Annotated in this window: 22 protein-coding genes; 8 read left to right on the top strand and 14 right to left on the bottom strand. The window is 55.7% G+C overall.

The genetic code is table 11. The features are described from left to right. Positions 1–10: 10 nt before the first annotated feature. Both NQH49_RS10010 and NQH49_RS10015 read right to left on the bottom strand, forming a co-directional pair. Positions 11–199: a YnbE family lipoprotein gene (locus tag NQH49_RS10010; RefSeq protein WP_008106429.1), complete on the bottom strand. Its 189-nt coding sequence runs from the start codon at positions 197–199 to the stop codon at positions 11–13. Further along, on the bottom strand, positions 196–2814 hold the full coding sequence (locus NQH49_RS10015) for a YdbH family protein (protein ID WP_256696521.1): 2619 nt from the start codon (positions 2812–2814) through the stop codon (positions 196–198). Before NQH49_RS10015 ends, NQH49_RS10010 begins: the two co-directional genes overlap by 4 nt. 171 nt (positions 2815–2985) lie before the next feature. Here NQH49_RS10015 and NQH49_RS10020 point away from each other — a divergent pair, with 171 nt between their 5' ends. Next, a complete protein-coding gene (locus NQH49_RS10020; protein WP_256696522.1) occupies positions 2986–3978 on the top strand; it encodes a 2-hydroxyacid dehydrogenase in 993 nt (330 codons plus the stop codon). Between the two features lie 16 nt (positions 3979–3994). Here NQH49_RS10020 and NQH49_RS10025 read toward each other — a convergent pair whose 3' ends face one another. Further along, positions 3995–4267, bottom strand: a complete 273-nt coding sequence (locus NQH49_RS10025; RefSeq protein WP_061718809.1) for a putative hemolysin — start codon at positions 4265–4267, stop codon at positions 3995–3997. Positions 4268–4456: 189 nt separating this feature from the next. Here NQH49_RS10025 and NQH49_RS10030 point away from each other — a divergent pair, with 189 nt between their 5' ends. The 3 genes from NQH49_RS10030 to ttcA all read left to right on the top strand — a co-directional run bounded on the left by NQH49_RS10030 (position 4457) and on the right by ttcA (position 9910). Beyond that, a complete protein-coding gene (locus tag NQH49_RS10030; RefSeq protein WP_008106437.1) occupies positions 4457–5113 on the top strand; it encodes an MgtC/SapB family protein in 657 nt (218 codons plus the stop codon). 138 nt (positions 5114–5251) lie between these two features. Then, a complete protein-coding gene (gene nifJ, locus NQH49_RS10035) occupies positions 5252–8779 on the top strand; it encodes a pyruvate:ferredoxin (flavodoxin) oxidoreductase (RefSeq protein WP_256696523.1) in 3528 nt (1175 codons plus the stop codon). Positions 8780–8974: 195 nt separating this feature from the next. Next, a complete protein-coding gene (gene ttcA, locus NQH49_RS10040) occupies positions 8975–9910 on the top strand; it encodes a tRNA 2-thiocytidine(32) synthetase TtcA (RefSeq protein WP_008106443.1) in 936 nt (311 codons plus the stop codon). Between the two features lie 51 nt (positions 9911–9961). On the opposite strand, the gene NQH49_RS10045 is transcribed toward ttcA, so the two are convergent. From NQH49_RS10045 to NQH49_RS10055, 3 genes are all read right to left on the bottom strand, one after another. Beyond that, positions 9962–10108, bottom strand: a complete 147-nt coding sequence (locus NQH49_RS10045) for a hypothetical protein (RefSeq protein WP_008106445.1) — start codon at positions 10106–10108, stop codon at positions 9962–9964. A gap of 255 nt (positions 10109–10363) precedes the next feature. Then, the gene (zntB, locus tag NQH49_RS10050) at positions 10364–11347 is read right to left on the bottom strand and encodes a zinc transporter ZntB (RefSeq protein ID WP_256696524.1); all 984 of its coding nucleotides are present in this window, start codon (positions 11345–11347) and stop codon (positions 10364–10366) included. Positions 11348–11468: 121 nt separating this feature from the next. Beyond that, positions 11469–13088: a peptide ABC transporter substrate-binding protein gene (locus tag NQH49_RS10055; protein ID WP_256696525.1), complete on the bottom strand. Its 1620-nt coding sequence runs from the start codon at positions 13086–13088 to the stop codon at positions 11469–11471. Between the two features lie 210 nt (positions 13089–13298). Here NQH49_RS10055 and mpaA point away from each other — a divergent pair, with 210 nt between their 5' ends. After that, on the top strand, positions 13299–14012 hold the full coding sequence (mpaA, locus tag NQH49_RS10060; protein ID WP_256696526.1) for a murein tripeptide amidase MpaA: 714 nt from the start codon (positions 13299–13301) through the stop codon (positions 14010–14012). Here the strand turns inward: mpaA and ycjG are convergent. Then, a complete protein-coding gene (ycjG, locus tag NQH49_RS10065; protein WP_256696527.1) occupies positions 13981–14967 on the bottom strand; it encodes an L-Ala-D/L-Glu epimerase in 987 nt (328 codons plus the stop codon). The two genes, mpaA and ycjG, sit on opposite strands and share 32 nt — an antisense overlap. 154 nt (positions 14968–15121) lie before the next feature. Here ycjG and tpx point away from each other — a divergent pair, with 154 nt between their 5' ends. The 3 genes from tpx to NQH49_RS10080 all read left to right on the top strand — a co-directional run bounded on the left by tpx (position 15122) and on the right by NQH49_RS10080 (position 19323). Then, positions 15122–15625 (top strand): thiol peroxidase, encoded by a 504-nt coding sequence (tpx, locus tag NQH49_RS10070; protein ID WP_256696528.1) that lies wholly within the window; start codon positions 15122–15124, stop codon positions 15623–15625. A gap of 285 nt (positions 15626–15910) precedes the next feature. Next, entirely contained in the window at positions 15911–17290 is a 1380-nt protein-coding gene (locus NQH49_RS10075) for a glycoside-pentoside-hexuronide (GPH):cation symporter (RefSeq protein WP_256696529.1), read from the top strand. Continuing rightward, on the top strand, positions 17287–19323 hold the full coding sequence (locus NQH49_RS10080; RefSeq protein ID WP_256696530.1) for a glycoside hydrolase family 31 protein: 2037 nt from the start codon (positions 17287–17289) through the stop codon (positions 19321–19323). Before NQH49_RS10075 ends, NQH49_RS10080 begins: the two co-directional genes overlap by 4 nt. Before the next feature lie 146 nt (positions 19324–19469). Here the strand turns inward: NQH49_RS10080 and tyrR are convergent, their stop codons facing one another. The 7 genes from tyrR to pspA form a co-directional block, all read right to left on the bottom strand. Next, positions 19470–21035 (bottom strand): transcriptional regulator TyrR, encoded by a 1566-nt coding sequence (gene tyrR, locus NQH49_RS10085; RefSeq protein ID WP_256696531.1) that lies wholly within the window; start codon positions 21033–21035, stop codon positions 19470–19472. 213 nt (positions 21036–21248) lie between these two features. After that, positions 21249–22322, bottom strand: coding sequence for a YcjF family protein (locus NQH49_RS10090; RefSeq protein ID WP_256696532.1), 1074 nt, complete (start codon positions 22320–22322; stop codon positions 21249–21251). Further along, entirely contained in the window at positions 22319–23716 is a 1398-nt protein-coding gene (locus NQH49_RS10095; RefSeq protein ID WP_256696533.1) for a YcjX family GTP-binding protein, read from the bottom strand. The genes NQH49_RS10090 and NQH49_RS10095 overlap by 4 nt, the downstream gene beginning before the upstream one ends. Then, on the bottom strand, positions 23697–23945 hold the full coding sequence (gene pspD / locus NQH49_RS10100) for a phage shock protein PspD (RefSeq protein ID WP_007888070.1): 249 nt from the start codon (positions 23943–23945) through the stop codon (positions 23697–23699). The genes NQH49_RS10095 and pspD overlap by 20 nt, the downstream gene beginning before the upstream one ends. Positions 23946–23992: 47 nt before the next feature. Continuing rightward, entirely contained in the window at positions 23993–24340 is a 348-nt protein-coding gene (pspC, locus tag NQH49_RS10105; RefSeq protein ID WP_256696534.1) for an envelope stress response membrane protein PspC, read from the bottom strand. Beyond that, entirely contained in the window at positions 24337–24564 is a 228-nt protein-coding gene (gene pspB / locus NQH49_RS10110) for an envelope stress response membrane protein PspB (protein ID WP_256696535.1), read from the bottom strand. The genes pspC and pspB overlap by 4 nt, the downstream gene beginning before the upstream one ends. A 60-nt stretch (positions 24565–24624) precedes the next feature. Further along, entirely contained in the window at positions 24625–25290 is a 666-nt protein-coding gene (gene pspA / locus NQH49_RS10115) for a phage shock protein PspA (protein WP_256696536.1), read from the bottom strand. Positions 25291–25371: the final 81 nt, after the last annotated feature.

Consider the following 25371-nt stretch of genomic DNA (forward strand, 5'->3'; position numbering starts at 1 on the left):
ATGCTTCTCCTCAAAACAGTCCGCTCTGATTCTTCAGCAGCGCTTCCACATCTTTATCCACCTTGATGTGAATCTCATGCTCAATTTTGACGTTCATATTGATGGTGATGGGCTCTTTCGGCGCCGCAACTTCAATGCGCGGCACGCAGCCAATCAGCGGCAGCCAGGCTGCCAGCACCAGTAATGCCCTGAGGCTCATGGTTGGGGATCCTTCTTCGAGGGTAAGGTGGCATTTTGCTCCACCCAGGATTGCAAATTATCGCCAAAGCGCAGACTGCGCCACAGCTGGAACAGATTTTCCTGATGCCGGTAGTTCAGATTGACGGTCTGACGGCGGTTGCTGAACTGGCTGACGCCTTTCACTTCCGACTGCATGATCAGATTGCCGAAGTTATCCAGATCGATAGTGGCCCATGAACGCGAGATCTCCATATAGCGCAGCCAATCCAGTGCTGCTCCGGCCGCAAAGTTATTGCTGACAATGGCATCCGCCATGTCTTTATCCAGCCGGAAGGTCAGCGGGCCGCTGTTGGCGATCCAGCCCTTTTCAATCAGCCATTGCGGATTGTTCACCCACAGCGGCAACTCGCCATTAACCTTGCCAGACATGGCAAACTGCTTGGGTTTAATCGCGCTAACCAGCTTGCTGAGATTGATCTCTTTCAGCGAGACGCGCGCCGCTTCATGCTGCGGCATACGCAGCTCGGGCATGCTAACGTGACCGCCTAACAGATCAAGGTTGACGTTGCTGAGCGTTAACGGCTGGCGCTCCTGCCACGGATAGTGACCTTGCAAATCAGCGGTGATGTTTTGCAGCGAGAACTGATTTTTCACTTCGGCGATCCGCAGTGAAACCGGACCGCGCCGTCCAAGCTGCCATTGATGATCCTTCAGGCGAAACGGCAGCGAGAAATCGATACCGTTGATTTCACTGTCCGGCATCCACAGGCTGCCGTTTTTCACCGTCCAGTGACCGCCCGCTTCAAAGCCCTGCTCGCTGGCGGCCGAGAATGCCACCTGCGCGCGCAGTTCACCCGACTGAATACGCATTTTTAAATCGCTGCTGAGCAGCGGCTGGAACACCGTCAACGACTGCGCTGGCCACCATGCTTCGCCACGCAGACGTTCGCCGTCCCAGCGGCCATGTACGCGCACCGGGCCAATATCCTGCGCCGTCAGCTGACCGCGCCAGATAAACTGGCTGGGATCGCTGCCTTTGGCTTCAAAATTGAGTTCTGATGGCGGCAGCCAGCCGCCGTAGCTAAACTGGGTTTGACCGGATTTTAGCGTGAAGCCACCGTTAAACGCCGGATGCGAGGGATCGCGCTGCCAGCGCACCGGCGCATTGAGCGTCAGTCGCGGTTTAGCCACTTGCACCATGCCGTACGCCAGCTGATCGAAACCGGTATTCAGTGTGTCGAGGCTGATCAAGGTGTCCTGCCAACTGCCGGTGCCCTTCACGTCCCATTTGGCAGAGAGCGGCTCGATCTGACCGTCCCCCCAATAACGCCAGTTCCACACGCCGCTGTCCGGCCAGAAATCGCTGGCGCGTCCATCAAGATGCAACCTGAAACGACCAAAACTGGGATCGTGTGCCTTGAGGATCGCCTGCAGGCGGCCATTGATGCCACGCGACGCCACCGTCACGCCCGCCAACGGCCAGCGCGCTTCGTCTACTTCCAGCGTTGAGAGCAAGCGACCGCGCAAACGCAGCAGCGCACCCTGTTTCAGGCTCAACTGCGGATCGGTCAACACGCCATGCAGCAAGCCGGGCATGCTGCCAAATAGCTGCAGATCGGCGAATTTGCTTTCGCCGGTCAACTGGAACGGCAAGGCGCTGTCAACCATGCTCAGCTTGCCGGGGCCAACGCTTAAAACCAGATTGCCTTTGCCGCCGCGCCCTTGCGTCAGCAGGTTGAATCGCCCGCTGACCAGCGTGTTTTCCATTCCTTGCTGCCAGTTTTCCAGCGTCACGGCCATGCCGCCCGATAGCGGCTGATCGGCCTGCGGCCAGCGCCATTGACCTTGCGTAATGCGAATCTGCCGCTCGTCGACCTGCCACGGCAGCTGCAGCAGCGGCTGATCGTCATCCTGCTGTTTCACCGTCATTGTGCCTTGCTGTTGCTGCCAGTTGAGCGTCAGTGCTAACGGCTGCGGCCACTGCACAACATTGAGGTCAGCACTGAGTTCGCCCGCCACTGGCAAGCCATCAGCAAAGGTTGGCAAAGTGACATCGCCATGCAGATTGAGCGGTTTGGGGAGCAGAGGATGACTGAGTTGCAGCTGGGCAATCTGCAGCAACTGGCCTTGCAAACGCGCATCCACATTGAGGTTGTCGCCCTGATAATGCAGCTGCTGCACCTCTTTATCTAAGGTGAGATCGAAACGACCGGCGTATTGCTGCCACGGCAGAATGGTGATTTTTTGCAGATGCACATCGGCGCCAGGCAACATCTTCTGCCAGTCGGCCAGGCTGCGCGGCGCACCGCTGACTTCGCTGTGCGGCAGCGATTGCAGGCAGTCGCTGTTAAGTTGCACGTTATACGCGCTGAGCTGCCAGCGCTTTTGCTGCCAGCCTAGCGCCGCATCGCTGACGTTTGCTAATTCACAATCGCCCGCCAGATAACGCACCGCCGGGAAATGCAGCGCACCTTGCTGCCAGCGCGGCGTGCCGTTGAGTTCCACGCGGGTATTTTCGGGCAACCAGATACCGGCCAGACGCGGCAACCATTGCGTCAGCGTCAGCAGCAATCCCAATAGCAACAGTATCAGCGCCAGCAGCGCAGCAAGTGTTCGGCGAAGGCCACGCGTCATGGCAGTTAACGTTCCTGTTCTTTACACAATCCTGACGAGGAGCCAAATGATGGCATGTTACGTCCGGCAAATGAAGATGTTAGCGACATAGTCTGGCTGAAGAACAGCAAAATGACGCGGAAAACGTTATCCTGTTGTGATACCGACGTTGCATTTTTCAGGAGCGAAACAATGAAAGTTGCGGTTTACAGCACCAAGCATTACGACCAGAAATACCTTGAACACGTCAACGGCAGCTACGGATTTGAGCTGCAGTTTTTTGACTTCCTGCTGACACCGGCGACGGCGAAAAACGCTGCGGGCTGTGATGCGGTGTGTATTTTCGTCAACGATGATGCCAGCAAAGAGGTGCTGGAAGAGTTGGCGACGCTGGGCGTGAAGCACATTGCGCTGCGCTGTGCCGGTTTCAATAACGTCGATCTGGCGGCGGCGAAAGCGCTGGGCTTAAACGTAGTGCGCGTTCCGGCGTATTCGCCGGAAGCGGTGGCCGAACATGCGGTTGGCCTGATGATGACGCTGAATCGTCGTATTCACCGCGCCTATCAACGCACGCGCGATGCTAACTTCTCGCTGGATGGTTTAACCGGCTTTAACATGCACAACAAAACTGCGGGCGTAGTTGGGACCGGCAAGATTGGTATCGCGGCGATGCGAATTCTTAAGGGATTTGGCATGCGCCTGTTGGCATTCGATCCCTATCCAAGCCAGGCGGCGCTGGAGCTGGGTGCGGAGTATGTTGATCTCAAAACGCTGTTCGCTGAAGCCGATGTGATTACGCTGCACTGTCCGCTTACGCCGGAAAATCACCATCTGCTTAACGCGCAGGCGTTCAGCCAAATGAAAGATGGTGTGATGATCATCAATACCAGCCGCGGCGGTTTGATTGATTCACAGGCAGCCATTGACGCGCTTAAGCAGCAGAAGATTGGTTCGTTGGGGATGGATGTGTATGAAAACGAGCGCGATCTGTTCTTTGAAGACAAATCGAATGACGTGATTCAGGATGATGTGTTCCGTCGTCTCTCGGCCTGCCACAACGTGCTGTTCACCGGCCATCAGGCTTTCCTGACCGCTGAAGCGCTGACAGCAATTTCAGAAACCACCCTCAGCAACTTGCAGCAGCTGGAGCGCGGCGAAACCAGCCCGAATCAGGTCACTGCTTAACCCTTCTGCGCCTGCGTTAGCGGGCGCAGCTTCCCCCCATCAGCGCCTGTTCGTCACAACGACGACCATTAGCCAACTGGCACATACCTATGCGTGAACCGTCTAACTGACGTGAAAACGCCAGCGATCCCCCGGCATTACTACAATTCACTTCAGCCATTGATGACATCACAACGCGCGGTTGTACGTGGGCGGCAGTAGCTTGTTGCGGCGGTTCGTTATCACTGTTGCTGCTGCAGGCAGAAAGTAACAAGGTGGCGCCAGCCAGCAGGAAGAGAGCGGCTTTCATCGATGGGGCTCCGGGGATTGAGCGAAAAAGTCGCACCAGAATATGTCAGGTGCGCTGAGGGATCGATAGGCGACACAGCTTTTTACAAAATTTAATTTCATTGTTTACAAGCAGAATTATCCTGTTTGAGATATTTCCGCCCTTTTCACCCGGCGGACTGTTTGTTTATCAACCACTAAGGAGAGATCGATGTTGACGGATATGCTGATTCGCATCGCGCTGGCCGGGATTCTCGGCGGGCTGATCGGCCTGGAAAGGCAATTGCGCGCCAAAGAAGCCGGTTTGCGCACCCATATTCTGGTCGGTATCGGCAGCGCGATGTTTATGCTGGTATCGAAATATGGCTTTGCCGACATGTTAGTCAGCGATCATGTGGCGCTCGATCCCAGCCGTATTGCGGCGCAGGTGGTGAGCGGCATGGGCTTTCTCGGCGCCGGTACCATCATTATTCAGAAGCAAGTGGTGAAAGGTCTCACCACCGCCGCCGGTTTATGGGTTACTGCGGCGATTGGTCTGGTGATCGGTAGTGGCATGTATGAAATCGGTATTTACGGCACGGTGCTGGCGCTGGTGGTGCTGGAGACGTTCCGTCGCATCAGTCACTGGCTGATTGGCCGTCATCATACGTTGCTGGTGCATCTCAAACCGAAAAGCGTGCCGCTGGTGTTACTGGTGCTGCAACGCGAGAATGTGCGCTACGGCCATATCGCCGTGGTGAATCGTGATGAAGAAATTGGCCTGTGCGAATTGAGCGTCGAGGTGACATTGTCACGACGCACGCCAATGCACAACATCTATGACAAAGTGATGGAAATCAAAGGCGTTCAGTCGCTGGAGATGATGTAAAAATCAGCAATGTTAGATTCCGGTGCGCTGCCATCTCGCAAGCACACAGACGAAAAAGTCGCGCCAAAGCCCTTTGCTAAACTGAACTGATAACCCCCGTAAATTCTACGGGTTTCTCAGCGTAGCAAAGGACGATTTATGATTACCGTCGACGGTAACGGTGCAGTGGCTTCGGTCGCCTTCCGCACCAGCGAAGTGATTGCCATTTATCCCATCACGCCCAGCTCGACCATGGCCGAGCTGGCGGATAGCTGGTCAGGCGAAGGCCGCCGGAATATCTGGGGCGATGTGCCGCGCGTGGTTGAGATGCAATCGGAAGGCGGCGCGATCGCCACCGTGCACGGCGCGCTGCAAACCGGCGCACTCTCTACTACATTCACCTCTTCGCAGGGATTGCTGTTGATGATCCCGACACTCTACAAACTGGCGGGCCAGCTGACGCCATTTGTTCTGCACGTCGCGGCGCGTACCGTGGCAACGCACGCGCTGTCTATTTTTGGCGATCACTCCGATGTCATGGCGGTGCGTCAAACCGGCTGTGCGCAACTCTGCGCCTCCAGCGTGCAGGAAGCACAGGATTTTGCCCTGATTGCACAAATCGCCTCGCTGAATAGCCGCATCCCTTTTATCCACTTCTTCGATGGCTTCCGCACCTCGCATGAAATCAACAAGATCGTGCCGATCAGCAATGAAACCTTGCAGACGCTGATGCCCGCCGAGGCGATTAATGCCCATCGTGCCCGCGCGTTAACGCCGGATCGCCCGACGATTCGCGGGACATCCGCCAATCCTGATACCTATTTCCAGTCACGTGAAGCCACTAACCGCTGGTACGACGATTGCACCCAGCATGTAGAAGACGCAATGAACGCGTTTGGCGTAAATACCGGCCGCCATTATCAGCCGTTTGAGTTTTACGGCCATCCACAGGCCGAACGCGTGATTGTAATGATGGGCTCCGGCTGCGGCACCGCCGAAGAGGCGATTAATGTGATGCTGCAGCGCGGCGAGAAAGTCGGGCTGGTGAAAGTGCGCCTTTATCGCCCGTTTTCGGCGGCGCATTTGCTGCAAAAGATCCCCGCTTCCGCCCAACGCATTGCGGTGCTCGATCGCACCAAGGAGCCCGGCGCGCTGGGCGAACCGCTGTTCCTGGATGTGATGACCGCGCTGGCTGAAGCCTACAGCCGTGGCGAGCGCGCATCGCTGCCGAAGGTGATTGGCGGTCGCTATGGTTTGTCGTCGAAAGAGTTCGCACCCGATGCGGTGCTGGCAGTGTTCCGCGCCTTGCAGCGCGATCAACCGCCAGCGCGTTTTACCGTCGGCATTTACGACGACGTCACCCATCTATCGCTACCGATGGAAGCCAATATCGTACCGAATCGCGCGCGGCTTGAAGCGCTGTTTTATGGTTTGGGCAGCGACGGCAGCGTCAGCGCCAGCAAAAACAACCTAAAGATAATCGGCAACGCCACGCCGTGGCACGTGCAGGGTTATTTCGTCTATGACTCAAAGAAAGCTGGCGGCCTGACAGTTTCCCATCTGCGCGTCAGTGAGTATCCGATTCAATCCGCCTATCTGATTCAGCAAGCTGACTTCATTGGTTGCCATCAGCTGCAGTTTATCGATAAATATTCGATGCTCGATCAGCTTAAACCGGGCGGGATTTTTCTGCTCAATACGCCCTACAGCGCTGAGGACGTGTGGTCGCGCCTGCCGCAGGAAGTGCAGAGCCAACTCAACGATAAACAGGCGCGATTCTATGTGATCAACGCGGCGCGTATTGCCCGCGAATGCCAGCTGGGCGCGCGCATCAACACCGTGATGCAGATGGCCTTTTTCCAGCTGACCCAGATTTTGCCGGGCGATAGCGCGTTAACTGAACTGCAAAACGCCATTGCGCGCAGCTATAGCAGCAAAGGTGAAGAGCTGGTGCAGCGTAACTGGCAAGCGCTAGCGATGGCACAACAAGCGCTGCAGCCAGTGCCGCTAAAGCCGGTAGACGATCGCAGCCCACATCGCCCGCCAGTGGTAGCTGATAGCGCACCCGATTTTGTCAAAACCGTCACTGCAGCGATGCTGGCCGGCCTTGGCGATAAATTGCCGGTTTCGGCGCTACCGCCGGATGGAACCTGGCCGGTTGGCACCACTAAGTGGGAAAAACGTAATATCGCTGAAGCCGTGCCGATCTGGCAGCCCGATCTCTGTACCCAGTGCAACCATTGCGTCGCCGCCTGCCCGCACTCCGCGATTCGCGCCAAAGTGGTTGATCCTGCAGCGCTGGCAGATGCGCCAGCTTCGCTCGCTTCACTGGATGTGAAATCGCGCGATATGCGCGGACAGAAATACGTGTTGCAAGTGGCACCGGAAGATTGCACCGGCTGTAATCTGTGCGTCGAAGTGTGCCCGGCCAGCGATCGCCAGCATCCGGAAATCAAAGCCATCAACATGAAATCACGCCTCGAGCATGTTGAGACGGAAAAGGCCAATTACGCTGCTTTCCTCGCGCTGCCTGAGATCACCGCCGAGCAGCTGGAACGTATTGATATCCGCACCTCGCAGCTGATCACGCCGCTGTTTGAATATTCCGGTGCCTGTTCGGGCTGCGGTGAAACGCCCTATATCAAACTGTTAACGCAGCTGTATGGCGATCGTCTGCTGATTGCCAATGCCACCGGCTGCTCCTCCATTTACGGCGGCAATCTGCCTTCCACGCCATACACCACCAATGCCGAAGGTCGCGGTCCGGCGTGGGCGAATTCGCTGTTTGAAGATAACGCCGAATTTGGTTTGGGCTTCCGCTTGAGCGTCGATCAGCAGAAACAGCGCGCGCTCAGATTACTGAATCAATGCGCGGCGCAGTTACCGGCGGAATTGGTTGATGCACTAAAAGGTGACAATGTCACCATATCGCAACGACGCGAGCAAATTGAACAGCTGCGCGCCCTGCTTGCTGCGTCATCGCAGCCGGAAGCCAAAGCCTTACATGATGCAGCCGATGCGCTGGTAGAAAAATCAGTTTGGTTGATAGGTGGTGATGGCTGGGCGTACGACATTGGTTACGGCGGCCTCGATCACGTGATGAGCCTGAGCGAAAACGTCAACGTGCTAGTGCTGGATACGCAGTGCTACTCGAATACCGGCGGACAGGCATCAAAAGCGACGCCGCTCGGCGCGGTGACTAAGTTTGGCGAACAAGGCAAACGCAAGGCGCGTAAAGATCTCGGCATGTCGACGCTGCTGTATGGGCATGTGTATGTGGCGCAGATTTCACTGGGCGCGCAGCTCAATCAAACCGTGAAAGCGATTCAGGAAGCGGAAGCCTGGCCGGGACCGTCGCTGATCATCGCTTACAGCCCGTGTGAAGAACATGGCTATGATCTTGCCTACAGCCACGAGCAGATGCGCCTGCTGACCACCAGCGGTTTCTGGCCGCTGTATCGCTTTGATCCACGACGCGCGGAGCAAGGGAAAGCCGCGCTGGCGCTGGATTCGCGTCCGCCGACCTCCGAACTGGAACAGGCATTAATGAACGAGCAGCGTTTCCGCCAGTTGCAAACCCAGCGGCCTGAAGAAGCGTCACAGTTGTGGCGCGATGCAACGGAAGCCGCCAGTCAGCGTTATCAGCGGCTGGCGGAGTTAGCAGGGAAAACCGAGAAAAGCGAGTAGATGAAAAAGCCCGGTGCCCTGCGCCGGGTGTTACTCTAATCGTGCAATGACGCTATCATCAGAAAAGAGATCACTTCAGGCTAGCATTCGCGCCCGCAATCCGTACCATACGCAGTCATGTTTATAGGGTTTATTGCCGCTGAAGATTGCTTCAGCCGCTAACGGCCCTCGCCTTCACTCTCAAGCGTGAAAATAATGTCAGAAAATCAAGAAGTAACAAAAAAAGAGCAGTACAACCTCAATAAACTGCAGAAGCGTTTGCGTCGCAACGTGGGCGAAGCCATTGCTGACTTCAACATGATTGAAGAAGGCGATCGCATCATGGTTTGTCTGTCTGGTGGTAAAGACAGCTACACCATGCTGGAAATCCTGCGTAATTTGCAGCAGAGCGCGCCGGTGAACTTCTCGCTGGTGGCGGTGAATCTCGACCAGAAACAGCCCGGTTTCCCGGAGCATATTCTGCCGGCCTATCTGGAACAACAGGGCGTTGAGTATCACATCGTTAACGAAGACACCTATTCCATCGTTAAAGATAAAATTCCTGAAGGCAAAACCACCTGCTCGCTCTGTTCACGTCTGCGCCGCGGTATTCTGTATCGCACCGCCACCGAGTTGGGTTGTACCAAGATCGCCTTAGGTCACCATCGCGACGATATCCTGCAGACCATGTTCTTAAACATGTTCTACGGCGGCAAGATGAAAGGCATGCCACCCAAACTGATGAGCGACGACGGTAAACATATCGTGATTCGCCCGCTGGCTTATTGCCGCGAGAAAGACATCATTCGTTTTGCCGAAGCGCGCCAGTTCCCGATCATTCCGTGCAACCTGTGCGGTTCGCAGCCGAATCTGCAACGTCAGGTGGTTGCCGATATGCTGCGCGACTGGGATAAACGTTATCCAGGCCGTATCGAAACCATGTTTACCGCGATGCAGAATGTGGTGCCATCACATATGGCCGACATCAATCTGTTCGATTTCAAAGGCATCAAACACGGTGATGCCGTGGTAGATGGCGGTGATTTGGCGTTTGATCGTGAAAGCTTGCCGGTGCAGCCTGCGGGATGGCAGCCAGAAGAGGACGACGCGCCCAATCTCAGCGTACGTCTTGATGTGCTGGAAATTAAATAACCGGTTTTGCTGTTAAATAAGGCGCGTCGCTTCGACTACGCGCCTTTTTTATTAGCGGTGCGGTGGTGGATCCTGGATCGGCGGAAATTCGGGATCGTACGGAGGTTGTGCGGGTGGTATCGGCTGCGGTTGTGGAATCGGTTCGGGAATCGGTGGTGGATCGGTAGGAATTGGTTCGCTGGCAATGATCGCTTGCATGCCCTTCTCCTTGTCTCTGAATGTCCTTTAAGCATAGGAAAGGATGCGTATTCAAGCCAAGCGGGCAAAAAAAAGCCGGCGGATGGGCCGGCGTCGTACGAATCAAATGTGCTATGCAGTAATTCAAAAAAGGAAGTAAGACAATATGGAGCGCAACGCCCATCGCTTGACGTTGCATTCACCTGCGGGAAAGAGTTTGCCCCGATTGCCTTGGTGGGATATTGATATCGATCAGGTTTAATCCGCTTTTCTGCCTTACAACCATTTCCGCCGTTTCAGCCATATCGCCACACCGCCCACCATCACCAGCAGCAGCACGCAGAAGGCGGTGAAACCCAGCGCCCAATTGCCGCCAGGAATGCCGCCGAGGTTGACGCCGAATAAACCGGTGAGGAAGGTGGCTGGCAGGAAGATCATCGCCATCAACGACATGGTATAAGTGCGACGGTTCATCGATTCCGCAAGGATTGACGCCACTTCATCTGCCAGAATCGAGGTTCGCGCCACGCCCGCATTGAGATCGTCCAGTCCACGGCCCAGACGATCGGCGACCTCTTGCATGCGGCGGCGATCGTCATCGTTCATCCACGCCATCTTCTCGATGGCCAGCCGCGCGTAGACATCGCGCTGCGGTGCCATATAACGACGCATCACAATCAGCTGTTTACGCAGCAGCGCCAAATCGCCGCGCGCAGGTACTTCCTGATTCATTAACGCATCTTCCAGTTCGATAATTTTATCGTGCATCTCTTCGATAAATTCACTGGCGTGATCGGTTAACGCATCGCACACATCCACCAGCCAGCTGCCGCCGTCAACCGGACCATTACCGTTTTGCAGATCGGTCAGCACGGCATCAATGGCGTACACCTTGCGACGGCGCGTCGAGACAATCAGCTTATCGTTGATAAACACGCGCATTGCCACCAGCTGATCGGGACGCGAATCAGCATTGTGGTTCACGCTACGCAGCACAATCATGAATCCGTCGCCAAGGCGCGTGACGCGCGGACGCATGCTGTCGCCCGCCAGCGCGTCACGCACAGAATCGGGGATCAGTGGCGTGTTTTGCAGCCATTCCGCACTTTGCCGTTGGGTGTAATTGAGGTGCAACCAGCAGGGACGTTCGCAGTTGATGACGTCTTTATCTTCGATGGGGATCATGCCGCCTGCGCCGTCCAGCTGACATGACACAATGGCATCGGATACTTGTAACGCTTTTCCTTCAATGACGTTCACGCACTCGCCTCACTATCAAAATCAATACGATACAGTCTAGCGTGGCGCAGACCAGTTGCAATCATCAGGCTGTGAGCAAAGATGACAGGCGGTCACAATCACCGCCTGCGGATGTGCGGGATTAATGTTTCTCAATCCACAGCTCGCGGCTGTACGCCACGTCTTCTGGATTGGTGATCGGATAACCTTTCACCCACGGCTTGATTAAGCGGCCATTGGTATATTGGTAGATCGGTGCGATCGGAGCCTGATCGGCGATGATCTGCTCGGCTTTGTTGTAATCGGTGTTACGCGCCGCCACGCTGGTTTCGGTGCTGGCTTTGTTGATCACCGCATCGTAATCGGCACTGCGGAAACGCGCGATATTGCCGCTGTGCGTCGAGGTCAGCAGACTAAGGAAGGTTGACGGCTCATTATAATCACCGATCCACGAGGCGCGGATCACATCGAAATTGCCGCTGTTACGGCTGTCGATATAGGTTTTCCACTCCTGATTTTGCAACGTGACATCCACGCCGAGATTCTTCTTCCACATTGAAGCCACCGCGATAGCGATTTTTTGATGGCTTTCTGAGGTGTTGTAGAGCAGCGTCAAATGCAGCGGTTTGCCGGGTCCATAACCTGCCGCCGTCAGCAACGCTTTTGCCTGCGCGTTCAGCTCCTGTTGGCTATGTTGCTGCAGATAGCTTTTCATCGGGGTGAAACCGGCGGTAACGTCCGGTGTAAAGTGCCAGGCCGGTTTCTCACCGGTGCCCAAAACCTTCTCCGCGATAATGCGACGATCGATGCTCCAAGACAGCGCTTTACGCACGCGTACATCGGCGGTTGGCCCTTTCTCGGTATTGAAGGCGTAGTAATAGGTGCCAAGCTGATCCGGGGTATACACCTGGCCCGGCAACTCTTTCTTCAGCAGCGCGTACATGTTTTTCGGGAAGGATTCGGTGATATCGATGTCATTGGCGCGGTAACGCTTAGTGGCGCTGGATTCTTCATTAATCGGGATAAAGGTGACTTTAGTCAGCACCGATTTTTTGTCATCCCAATAGTTGGCGTTGCGCACCAGCACGATTTTTTCGTTTACTACGCGATCCTGAAGCTGATAAGCGCCATTGCCGACCAGCTTGCCCGGTGACGTCCAGCTATCACCCTCTTTTTCAATCACTTTCTGCGATACCGGATACATCGCGGCATTAGCAACCATACTCGGGAACCACGGCACAGGGCGTGACAACGTCACCTTAAGATGGTTCGCATCGGTCGCCGTCACCCCGAGATTATCGGCGCTCATCTGTCCTTTGGTGATCGCTTCCGCGTTCTCAATGCCGCTCAGCGCGGCAAACCAGGCAAATGGCGAACTGTTCTTTGGTTCAACTAAACGTTGCCAGCTGTAGACAAAATCCTGCGCGGTAACCGGCTCGCCATTTGACCAGCGCGCATCTTTGCGCAGGGTAAATATCCAGGTTTTGTTGTCGTTGCTGCTCCAGCTTTGCGCCACGCCCGGAACGATCTTTCCGTGGGCATCCTGGTTGGTCAGCCCTTCAAACAGATCGCGCATCACCTGAATTTCCGGCAGGCCAACCGCCTTCATCGGATCGAGTGAAGCGGGTTCATCTTTAATATGGCGAACGATTTCCTGGGTGCTGGCCAGCTGTGCGCCCGACGGCACGTTGGCGGCGAATGCGGGTGAGACTGCACTGGCTACAATTAACGCAGTCAGCGTCTTGCGGAACGTTAGTTTCATCACCACTCCTTTACGCGAAAAAAATGGCGACCGCGAAGAGATTGTGTCGCCAGCAACGTTTGGCACTTTATCGCAAATTGCTGATTGATATATAGCTATTTCCCCGCAGGCTATTTACCGTTATGTTGAGGCTGGATTCCCGGTCACATTTTTTACCTTGAACGCCAGAAGGCTTTTGGCGGTGTTGGAAGCATTTCATAGAGGAACGTTATGTCGTCATACCATCCACGTCCGCTACGCGGCAAGCTGGACGCTGTCTGGCAACAATACGGGCAATCGGTGCTGGGCGCGCCACTGCTGTGGTTTCCGGCACCCGCCGCCGATGCCGAAAGCGGGCTGATTATCGCTGGCACGCACGGCGATGAGAATGCCGCGATTGCCACATTATCCGGTGCGATGCGTACCTTGCCGGGAGCGCTGCGGCGTCATCACGTTGTTCTGGCGGTCAATCCCGATGGTTGTCAGTTGGGGTTGCGCGCCAACGCCAACGGCGTCGATCTCAACCGTAACTTCCCCGCCGCTAACTGGCAGCATGGCGACACGGTATATCGCTGGAACAGTGAAGCGGATGAACGTGATGTGGTGCTTTCAACCGGATCAGGTCCCTCTTCCGAACCGGAAACCCGCGCGCTGTGCCAGCTCATTCATCAGATTAAACCGCGCTGGGTGGTTTCGTGGCATGAACCGCTGGCCTGCATTGACGATCCGCACCACAGCGATTTAGCAAAGTGGCTGGCGCAGCAGACCGCGCTGCCGGTGGTGAGTAGCGTGGGTTATGCCACGCCGGGTTCGTTTGGCAGCTGGTGCGACGATCTCGGCCTGTTGTGTATTACCGCCGAGATGCCGCCGATTTCGGTGGACGAAGCCACCGAAGTCTATCTGGAAGCGATGATCAATCTGCTGCGCTGGCAGCCAGCGGCTTAAGTACGCCGTGAGAGAAGTGCAGCGACGGTTCTACATCGGCCGCAAGCCAGGTTGGACCGTCGAGATCCGCGAACGTCGCGCGCGCCGTCAGCGGTAATGCCGCACGAATCGCCCGTGAGGTGCAGAGCATGCAGCCGAGCATAATGGCGAATCCCTGTTGCTGCGCCGCCTCTGCCAGCGCTAACGCTTCGGTTAATCCACCGGTTTTATCCAGCTTGATATTCACCATCTCATAGCGCCCTTTCAGCTGCGGCAGGCTTTCACGCGTGTGGCAGCTTTCATCGGCGCAGATTGGCAGCGGATGGATAAAGTTGCCCAGCGCGCTGTCTTCTGCGGCCGGCAGCGGCTGTTCCAGCATCGCGACATTGAGATCGGCCAGCAGCTGACAGCGTGCCGCCAGGCCTTCGGCATGCCAGGATTCGTTGGCATCGACAATCAAAGTCGCGTCCGGTACCGCGCTGCGTATCGCCACTAAACGTTCGCTAATAAGGTGATCGTCCATTTTGATTTTCAATAAACGCGCGCCATGTTGCCACAACGCCTGCGCGCTGCTGGCCATCGCATCTGGCGTATCGATGCTGATGGTATGTGCGGTGACAATCTCGTCGGCCAGTTGCACCGCGCACAATTGCACCAGACTTTTGCCCTGCTGCTGTCGCGCTAAATCCCACAGTGCGCAGTCGATGGCGTTACGTGCCGCGCCCGCCGGTAACGCCTGTTGCAGCGCTTCACGTGTCATCCCACTTTGCAACGCACTAAACTGCGAGGCGATCTGCTTGAGCACCGACGCCTCGCTTTCACCGTAGCGCGCGTACGGCGTCGCTTCCCCGACGCCTTTAACGCCATCCTGCTCGATCTCCACCACCACAACATGCGCCTCGGTGCGACTGCCGCGTGAAATAACAAACGGCGAATGTAACGGCCAGGCTTCCGGATAACTCTTCACTGTTCTCATTATTTCTCCTTAAATCCGTCGCTTAAATGCGAGCCGGCTCGATTATCGCCAGGAAATGCGCTCGTAAACCCTTAAAAATTATGTCATAAACAAGCGCTATACCTGTTCTGACGTTCCAAAAGTCAGATATTTCATCGTTAAAAAAGGAAATCGCATGTCTCAGACTGTTCACTTTCAGGGCAATCCGGTGCCGATTGCAGGCCAGTTCCCACAAGTTGGCGAGCAAGCTAAACCTTTCAGCCTGGTCGCCAAAGATCTTGCTGACGTATCCCTGGCTAATTATGCAGGCAAACGCAAAGTTCTGAACATTTTCCCAAGCATTGATACTGGCGTGTGTGCGGCTTCGGTGCGTAAGTTTAACGAGCGTTCAGGTGAAGCAGACAACACGGTCGTGCTGTGCATCTCTTCCGACCTGCCTTTTGCTCAGTCACGCTTCTGTGGCGCTGAGAACGTCAACAACGTGATCACGCTCTCTTCTCTGCGTGGCGCTGAGTTCAAAGAAAACTATGGCGTGGCGATTGCGGATGGCCCGCTGAAAGGCCTGACCGCGCGTGCCGTGGTGGTGCTGGATGAAAACGATAAAGTGATTTACAGCGAGCTGGTGAATGAAATCACCGAAGAGCCAAACTACGATGCGGCGCTGGCTGCGCTGAAGTAACGTTAGTCCGCTGTTAAGGCGAAACAGAAGCACCGAATGATTAATTCTTCGGTGCTTTTTTATGCCCGCCTTCAACTCAGATCCCTATTCAACCCATTGATTTATCGTGATACGTAGCACTTCGTCCTGCCCTGTTGCATTTTTACTGTGATTCTTGTTACCCGTATCACATTAATCAAAAAACATAAAACCCGTAACAGATCCCGCAATTGTTCCCGTCCGCTTCGCTACCTATAACTAAGCGTCAATTGCCCTTAAGCGATTCAAAGACAGGCGGGAATCTTTATGCAAGCAAGCTTATCCATTAAAGAAAAGTTCAGTTACGGCCTCGGCGATATGGCCAGCCATATCGCCATTGATAACGTTATTATTTTTCTCACCTTTTACTACACCGATGTGGTGGGCCTGCCCGCGATCTTTGTCGGCACGCTGTTTTTACTGGCGCGCGTCGCCGATGCGGTGATCGATCCGGCGATGGGGATGGTGGCTGACCGAACCCGTTCACGCTGGGGCAAATTCCGTCCCTGGCTATTGATGCTCGCGGTACCGTTCGGCGTCAGTTGTATGCTGATTTATGCGGTGCCGGAAAGCCTGTCGCTCATCGGAAAGATGATTTACGCCGCCGTGACTTACAGCCTGATGATGCTGATGTATACCGCCATCAATATTCCTTACTGCTCGATGGGGGCGATTATCACTGCCGATGATAATCAGCGCATCTCCCTGCAATCATGGCGTTTCTTCCTTGCCACGCTGGGCGGCGCAATGTCCACTTTCCTGATGATCCCCCTCGCCACCTGGCTGGGCGGCGGTAACAAACTGGACGGTTACTTCGCGGCGATGTCGATTATGGCGACGCTGGCAACCTTGCTGTTCTTTATCTGCTTCCTCAACACCCGCGAACGTATCAATGCGCCCGCCAACCACGGCAACTTTCTCGCCGATTTACGCGATTTACTGCGTAACGATCAGTGGCGCGTGGTCGCATTGCTGGTGTTCTGCAATATCTCGTTCGGCGTGGTTAGACTCGGCGCGATGATGTACTACGTCACCTATTTTCTGGGTAATGCCAGCCTCTTCATGTGGCTGCTGGCCGCGCATATCGTCGGCAAGAGCGTTGGTAGCGTGCTGGCAAAACTGCTAACGCGGCGCCTAAACAAGATCACCGCCTTTACCCTCAGCGCCATCACTGCCGGCGTGTTGAGTATCAGTATCGTGTTCCTGCCGGGATCGCTGGCGCTGTTAGTCGGCATGACGTTCATCGTCTCGAGCTTCTATCAGGTCACGACCACGCTGATGTGGGTGATGATGGCTGACGTAGTGGATTACGGTGAATATCGTCAGGGCAAGCGCCTCGATGGCACCGTCTTCTCCACGCTGCTCGCCGTATTGAAAATGGGCATGGCGGTTAGCGGCGCAATTGTCGGCTGGACGCTGGGTCTGAGCGGTTACGTTGCTCAGGCACCGCTTCAGCAACCCGCCGCCATGATGGCCATCGTCGCGCTGTTTTCGGTGGTTCCCGGCCTGCTGTCGCTGTTAAGCGCACTGGCGATGCGCGGCTACAAACTTAACGATGTCACCATGCGCACCATCAATCAGAACAAAGTGTCAGCCCAACCGGCTGCAACGGCTTCCACCCTTTTACAACCACAGGAGTTGTCATGAGTGAATTACGCGCCGAATCGCAGCGTATTATCTGGACATTTGACCGTCAGACCCTGGTTATCGAACCCTGGGGCGCGCATAGCCTGCGAGTACGAGCCACCTGTCAGCCTGAACTGATCGACCATGACTGGGCGTTGTTATCGCCTGCGGCTTGCGAGGTGGAGATCAAGCAGGAGCATGAATCCCTCAGCCTGTGCAACGGGAATATCACCGCCACGTTGAATATTCGCGGCCAACTGGCTTTTTACAATCAGTACGGAGAACTGCTGCTGGAAGAGTTCTGGCGTCAGCGCAGCACCGTGGGCATCGGCGCCAGCGAAAAGAGTCAGGACAAATACATCAGCGCGCTGAAGCTGGATGCGCGCGCCTTTCGACCGATTCCGGGAGGGAAATATCAGCTCAGCGTGCGCTTTGAGGCGCGAGCGGAGGAGAAAATTTATGGCATGGGCCAGTATCAGCAGGATTGTCTCGATCTGAAAGGCTGCACGCTGGAGCTTGCGCAACGCAACTCGCAGGCCAGCGTGCCGTTTATGGTATCCAATCTCGGCTACGGTTTGCTGTGGCATAACCCGGCCATCGGCGAAGTGACTTTTGGTAAAAACGGCACACGCTGGCAGGCCGAAGTTACCGATCAGATGGATTACTGGATCACTGCAGGCGACACACCGGCTGAGATCGTGCGTCAATATGGCCGCGCCACCGGCACAGCACCGATGATGCCCAGCTTTGCTACCGGCTTCTGGCAATGCAAACTGCGCTATCGCACTCAGCAGGAAGTATTAGAAGTAGCGCGCGAATATCGCCGCCTGCATCTGCCGCTCTCGGTAATTGTCATCGACTTTTTTCACTGGCCAAATCAGGGAACCTGGTGTTTCGATGCGCGGGACTGGCCGGATCCGCGCGCCATGGTGCAGGAACTGAAGGAGATGGGCATCGAAACCATGGTGTCGGTGTGGCCCACGGTGGACAGCCGCAGTGATTACTATCGTCTGATGAAATCCAAAGGCTTGCTGGTCAACAGTGAGCGCGGCGTATCGGTGAATCTCGATTTTATGGGCAACACCACCTTTTTCGACGCCACGCATCCCGCCGCCCGCGAGTTCGTCTGGCAGGAAGTTAAGCGCAACTATTATGACCACGGCATTCGCACCTTCTGGCTCGATGAAGCGGAACCGGAATATCGCGCGTACGATTTTGATAACTACCGCTATCATCTCGGTCCGGTTCAGGAAGTGGGCAATATCTATCCGCAACTGTTTGCCCGCGGATTTTATGAAGGTCTGCAGCAACAGGGCGAGAGCGAGATCGTCAATCTGGTGCGCTGCGCCTGGGCGGGCAGCCAGCGTTACGGCGTGCTTGCCTGGTCGGGCGACGTTCACTCCTCGTTCCATGCTTTACGCAATCAGTTCACTGCCGGGCTAAACATGGCGATGGCGGGAATTCCTTGGTGGACCACCGACATCGGCGGTTTTCAGGGCGGGAACATTCATGATCCGGCGTTTCATGAACTGTTGATCCGTTGGTTCCAGTGGGCGGTATTCTGTCCGGTGATGCGTTTACACGGTTACCGCGAGCCGCAAATTGCTCCTGAAGAAGCCTGGCGCGACGGCATTGCGCAGTGCAACAGCGGCTCACCAAATGAGGTTTGGAGTTACGGTGAGGAGAATTACGCGCTGATGAAAAGCTGCCTGCTGCAACGTGAGCAGATTCGCCCTTATGTTGATGGCCTGATGCGCGAAGCGCATGAGCTGGGCGATCCGGTGATGCGCCCGCTGTTCTATCACTACCCGCAGCAGCCAGAGAGCTGGCAAGTGGAAGACCAGTATCTGCTGGGCCGTGACCTGCTGGTGGCGCCGGTGCTGCACGCCGGGCAGCGTGAACGTGAAGTGTGGTTACCTGCTGGCGAGCAATGGATTGCACGTAACGGCGAGTGCTATCAAGGCGGGCAACGCATCAACATCGTCGCGCCATTGAGTGAAATTCCGGTGTTTAAGCGGGAAGGAAGTCAGGTAGATATTCGCGCACCCGGCTAAAACCAGCTAAATAAACGTAGGATCGCCATTCATGGCGACCAATGACAAAGACATCTGCTTGCCAAGGTTGATGCACTTTTGCGAGCCAGGTCGCCATGAATGGCGACCCTACGGGCGGAACGACGTTACGGGATGCACGCGCCTTATTACTCGCTCTCGTTACGCTTCTGTCCTAACCCATATTCACGCAGCTTATTGGCAATGGCGGTATGCGAAACACCGAGGCGTTTCGCCAGTTTGCGCGTGCTGGGATAAGAAAGATAAAGACGCGTCAGCACCGAACGTTCGAAGCGGCTAGTAATATCATCCAGCGAACCTTCCATTGCCTCTTCCCCCAATGACACATCCAGCGCCTGCTCTGGCAACACAATATCTTGTGGTCCCAGCTCATAACCTTCCAGCTGCGTCAGCGCACGGTACAGCGCATTCTTCAGCTGGCGCACGTTACCCGGCCAGTTGTAGCGCGTCAGGAACGGCGTCAGTTGCGATGAGAGTCGCGGACGCGGCAAGCCTTGTTCGTCGGCGAAACGGGCGACAAACATTTCGGTCAGCGGCAGAATATCCAGTGGACGTTCGCGCAGCGGCGGCAGATTAAGCGTCAACACATTCAGCCGATAAAACAGATCTTCACGGAATTCACCGCGCTGTACCAGCTCAATCAAATTCTTCTGCGTAGCGCAAATCACGCGCACATCAACGTGCACTTCATGCTCTTCACCCACACGGCGGAACGTGCCGTCATTGAGGAAGCGCAGCAGTTTGGTCTGCATGCGTGGTGACATTTCGCCAATCTCATCCAGCAGTACCGAGCCGCCGTTAGCCTGCTCGAAGAAGCCTTTTTTGCCTTCCAGCGCATTGGGATAAGCGCCAGCGGCGTGACCAAACAGTTCGCTTTCGGCCACATCATCCGGCAGTGAGGCGCAGTTCAGCGCCAGGAACGGTTTTTTGCCGCGCGCGCTACGCAGATGACAGGCGCGCGCCAGCATATCTTTGCCGGTGCCGGTATCGCCGACAATCAACAGCGGCGCGTCGTGCATCGCCAGCTTGCGCGCCTGATCGATCACCTGACGCATTTTCGGTGTAACCGCCACGATGTGATCGAACTCCGAATCATCGGTGACGGTGAGATTCTGCAGCTGTCGGCCCATTCGCGCCGTCGATTTCAGAGTGATCATCGCGCCAACCGGCAGATCGCTCTGGCCCTCTTCTTCTGCCAGATAAATCGGTCGCGCTTCCATCAGGAAATCGCGCCCCTGAATCACCACATGCTGCGCCTGCGCGTCAACGCGATCATTCTCCAGCCAGCGCTGGAAATTAAAGCCGGTGATTAAAGTGCCAACGTTTTGGTTGCGCAGCTTCTGTTCATCAAGGGTAAACAGATTTTGAGCCGCCGGATTGGCCAACTCGACCTTGCATTTCAGATCGATGGATAATACCGGTTCCGGCATCGCCACCAGCAGCGCACTCAATGCGCGATGCTCGCGTTCAGAGGGCATAAACGAAACGGTACGCACATCTGTCACGCCAGGTGTACGGCGGATTTCCGCCATCAGATTGCTGAAGGGTTCAAACTCCAGCGCGGTGAAATTGAGGTAAATGCGACCGAGTGGCGCAATTTCGATGCCGCGCAGGTCGATATTGCGGGCAACCAGCAGGTCGAGCAACTCGCGCGCCAGACCGATTCGGTCCTGGCAGAAAACTTCCAAACGCATTGCGATGAGCCTTAGTCAGGTTTTGATTTTAGTGATAATACGCTAACTTGCAGCGCCTCAGAAGAGGCCTGTCAGGAAAAGTTGACAGCCAGAGGCAGGTGATATGGGGAAGTGTAGCGGAGCGACCAACAAAAATCCCGCCGAATATACGAGGTAACACAGATAATTTTACCTTTCACGCCAGTTGTAGCGTGAAAGGTAAGCAAGTGCTGATTATTTAGCAGCCTGCCCTGCTTTATCCCCATTTTTTACCAGGGATTCTTTCAGCTGACCGATTAACTCGCGACGGAAATCACCGAGACGCGGTTTATCATCTTCCAGCCACGGCAATGGACGACACAATTCCATGGCTTTAATGCCGAGACGCGCGGTGAGCAAACCAGCACCGATCCCTTGCGCGGCGCGCGTTGACAGGCGCGCGGCAAGATCCTGCGACATCCAATCCATCCCGACTTCACGCACCAGTTCGGAAGCACCGGCAAACGCCATGTTGAGCAGCACTAAACGGAACAAGCGGATGCGGCTAAAGTAGCCCAGCTCAATGCCATAAATCGCTGCGATGCGATTCACCAGCCGCAGATTGCGCCAGGCGATAAACGCCATGTCCACCAAAGCCAGCGGGCTGACGGCGATCATCAGCGTCGATTCGGCGGCGTGACGGCTGATTTCCCGGCGCGCCTGACGATCCAGCACCGGCTGCACCAGTTGGGCATACAAAGTTACGATTTCACGATCGTTGTGAGTTTCATGCAGCGCCGCATGCCAGCGCTGCAGTGCAGGATGCGCCTGATCGAGCTGGGCCTGCTGCGCCAGCTTTTCACAGAACGCGCGACCTTTCCCCACGCCGTGACTGTGCAGCAACTCGCGGCCAATATCGCGCTCTTCGGCACGCTGACGCAGACGATATAAACGCCGCCATTCGCCAATCAGCGCGCCTGCGCCCGCAGCGACAATCAATGTGCCGGCCACGCCAGTGCCGAGGGTAAACCAGTCGCGCACCATCCATGCATCGTGCAGCGTCTGCGCGCCCTGCGCCACCACGCTGACGCCGAAAATAGCCAGGCCAACACCCACCATTTTGCGCCACAGGCTGCGTTTTGGCCGCAGCGCGGCTTCCACCACTTTTTCGCCTTCGCCCTCTTCCAGCGGTTCGGTTTCTGCCGTGGCGAGAAAGGCCTTCTCACTGTCCGCGCTAAAGGTTTGCGCGGCGCGCAGTGGTTTTTCCGCTTCTACCGTCAGCGGACGGGCAAAATCAATGCGTCCTTTTAAAGGTGTTTCGTCGCTCATCGCAATTTATCTCCCAGTAAAAATTCCAGTGCGGCATCCATGCGAATATGCGGCAGCGGACGGTCGACATCCAGCTGCTGCGGCCGGAACTGTTCAAACTGAAATCCCTGCTGCTGCCAGAAATTGTGGCCCGGCAAGCGCGGCGGCACTTCGCCGGGATAGAACGTCAGCGCTTCGTTATCGGCTAAACGATGACCGCGTAACGCCGGTAACTTCTCGCCGCGATGATCCACCAGCCCGCTTTCCGTGGCCTGCACCGAGGCCAAACCGAGGCAATCCATGTTGATGCCTTCAAACGCCGCGTTCTGCCACGCGTCCTGCACCAACTGCTGCAACAGCGACACCATATTGGCATGCTGATCGGAAGTCACATGATCGGCCTTAGTGGCAGCAAACAACAGCTTATCGATGACCGGAGAAAACAGGCGGCGGAACAGCGTGCGCTGACCGTAATGGAAACTCTGCATCAGTTGCGTCAACGCGAGGCGCATATCGTTGAACGCTTGCGGCCCGCTGTTCAGTGGTTGCAGACAATCGACCAGCACGATTTGGCGATCGAAGCGCAGGAAATGATTTTTATAGAATCCTTTCACCACGTGCTGGCAGTAATAGTTAAAACGCTGCATCAGCATGGCGAAGTTGCTGCCCGCTGGCGCTTGCGCCAGCTTGCTAACCTGCATCTCGTCGACCTGTGGCCACGGGAAGAACTGCAGCGCCGGCGCGCCAGCCATATCGCCTGGCAACACAAAGCGGCCCGGCTGGATAAAGTGCAAGCCTTCACTTTTGCATTGGTGCAGGTAATCGGTCCAGGCCGCAGCAATCGCTGCCAGACGATTTTCATCGGCGGGCGCAAAAGGATCGAGATCGGCGCACAAGCTGCGCCATTGCGCTGACCACTCGGCGCGATCGCCCTGCAGCAAGCCCACCATCTGACGTGACCAGCTGAGATAATCCTGCGCCAGCATCGGCAGATCCAGCAGCCATTCGCCGGGATAATCGACGATTTCGAGGTAGAGCGTGGCGGTATCTTTGAAATGGCGCAGCAGCGATTCATCCGGACGATAGCGCAGCGCCAGCCGCATTTCGCTTACGCCACGCGTCGGCGTCGGCCACATTGGCGGCGTGCCGTACAGCTGCGCCAGACCTTCATCGTAGGTGAAGCGCGGCGTGCCGAGTTCGCGCTGCGGTACGCGTTTAACGCCCAGCAGGCGATCTTCGCGCACCACGGAAAACAGCGGCAAACGGGCGCCGCTGTGGACATTGAGAAGCTGGTTAACCAGCGATGTGATAAACGCGGTTTTGCCGCTGCGGCTCAAACCGGTTACAGCCAGGCGCAGATGGCGGTCAACACCGCGGTTCATCAACGCCACGAATTCATTTTGCAGTCTTTTCATCGTTCTCCCTGATGAATCGTGCCGATAAGCGTTTAAACGCTTTGCTCAGCAACGGTTCCAGGGCGGCCGCCAGCAACAGGCGCAGCGGACGGCGCGCCACCGATTTCACTGCCCAGCCAGCGATACCGCCGGGCCCGTAAGTTACTGCACTAATAATGATAAATTTCCCCGCCGACATCAACGCAGGTGTCGCGCGACGGCGCAGAGCAGTAAAACGTTGAGTTTGCATAGAGCCTCTTATCACAATAGAAGAAGTGGGCCCGAAAGCCCGGGAATTTAGATCTGGCGGAAGCGGCTGCGTACGCTGAACGTTTCTGAAGTGACATAGCGTTCTACTTCACGCACTTTTTGCTCATCGCTTTGCAGCGTTGTTTCCAGCTCGTCGAGCAGTTCACGTGCGCTAGGTTGATGTTCGTTGCTCGCATTAGCGGGTTTTTCATCCAGCACGTAACCTAAAATGAAATAAGCCACAACGGTGAACATAAACAGTCCAAGGAACAGCGACAGCACCACAATCACGCGCAGCAAGCGCACCGGGATATCGAGGTACTCAGCAATACCCGCGCATACGCCGCGCACTTTGCCCTGCTGCGGAATGCGCCACAGTTTACGGCCATTCATCATGGTTGCCTCCAGTTTGGATGTTCGGCATCCAAAATGGCTTCCAGCGCTTCAACACGCTCACGCATGCGGCGCGCATCCTGAGTAATTAGTTGCAAACGCTGCAGGTCACTCGACGATAAATCGGCGCCGCCGTTGCGTTTGTTGCTGTAATGCAGCCATAACCAGATTGGTGCGACAAACAGCACGAAAATCGTTAAGGGTATGGCTAAAAAAAGTGCGCTCATTGACTCTCCTTAATCACTAACACCATTTTTAACTCGGGCCCGCAATCAGGCCCGTGGCGATCACTCAGGGCGATTCATCTTAGCTTTCAGCGCGGCCAGCTGCTGGCTGATTTCATCATCGGCTTTCAGCTCGGCGAACTCCTGATCCAGACCTTTTGGCTTACCAAAACGCTGGCTTTCTGCTTCTGCTTCCATGTGATCGATGCGACGTTCAAAGGATTCGAAACGTGCCATCGCATCATCAATCTTGCCGCTGTCGAGCTGACGACGCACATCACGTGATGACGATGCCGCCTGATGACGCAGCGTTAATGCCTGCTGACGCGCACGGGTTTCAGTGAGTTTTTTCTCCAGCTCACCAATCTCACCTTTCATGCGCTCCAGCGTCTCTTCAACCTGGGTCGATTCCTGCTGCAGCGCAGCAATCAAATCAGTCAGTTTCTGCTTCTCAATTAAAGCAGCACGCGCCAGGTCTTCTTTACCTTTATTGATTGCCAGCTCCGCTTTTTCCTGCCATTCGGCCTGCTGAATTTCAGCCTGCTCGCTACGGCGCAGCAGCTGTTTCTTTTCTGCCAGCGCGCGGGCTGAGGTTGAACGGACTTCTACCAGCGTGTCTTCCATTTCCTGAATCATCAGGCGTACCAGTTTCTGCGGATCTTCGGCGCGCTCCAGCAGAGAGTTGATGTTAGCGTTCACGATGTCGGCGAAACGAGAAAAAATACCCATAATGATGTTCCTCAAATTTTGTATGTAGGTGCGCGAGGCGCTCTTCACTAATACAATTCGCGTGCCAACTTTTAATTTATT

It is taken from the genome of Pantoea trifolii, from assembly GCF_024506435.1.
GTDB lineage: Bacteria > Pseudomonadota > Gammaproteobacteria > Enterobacterales > Enterobacteriaceae > Pantoea > Pantoea trifolii.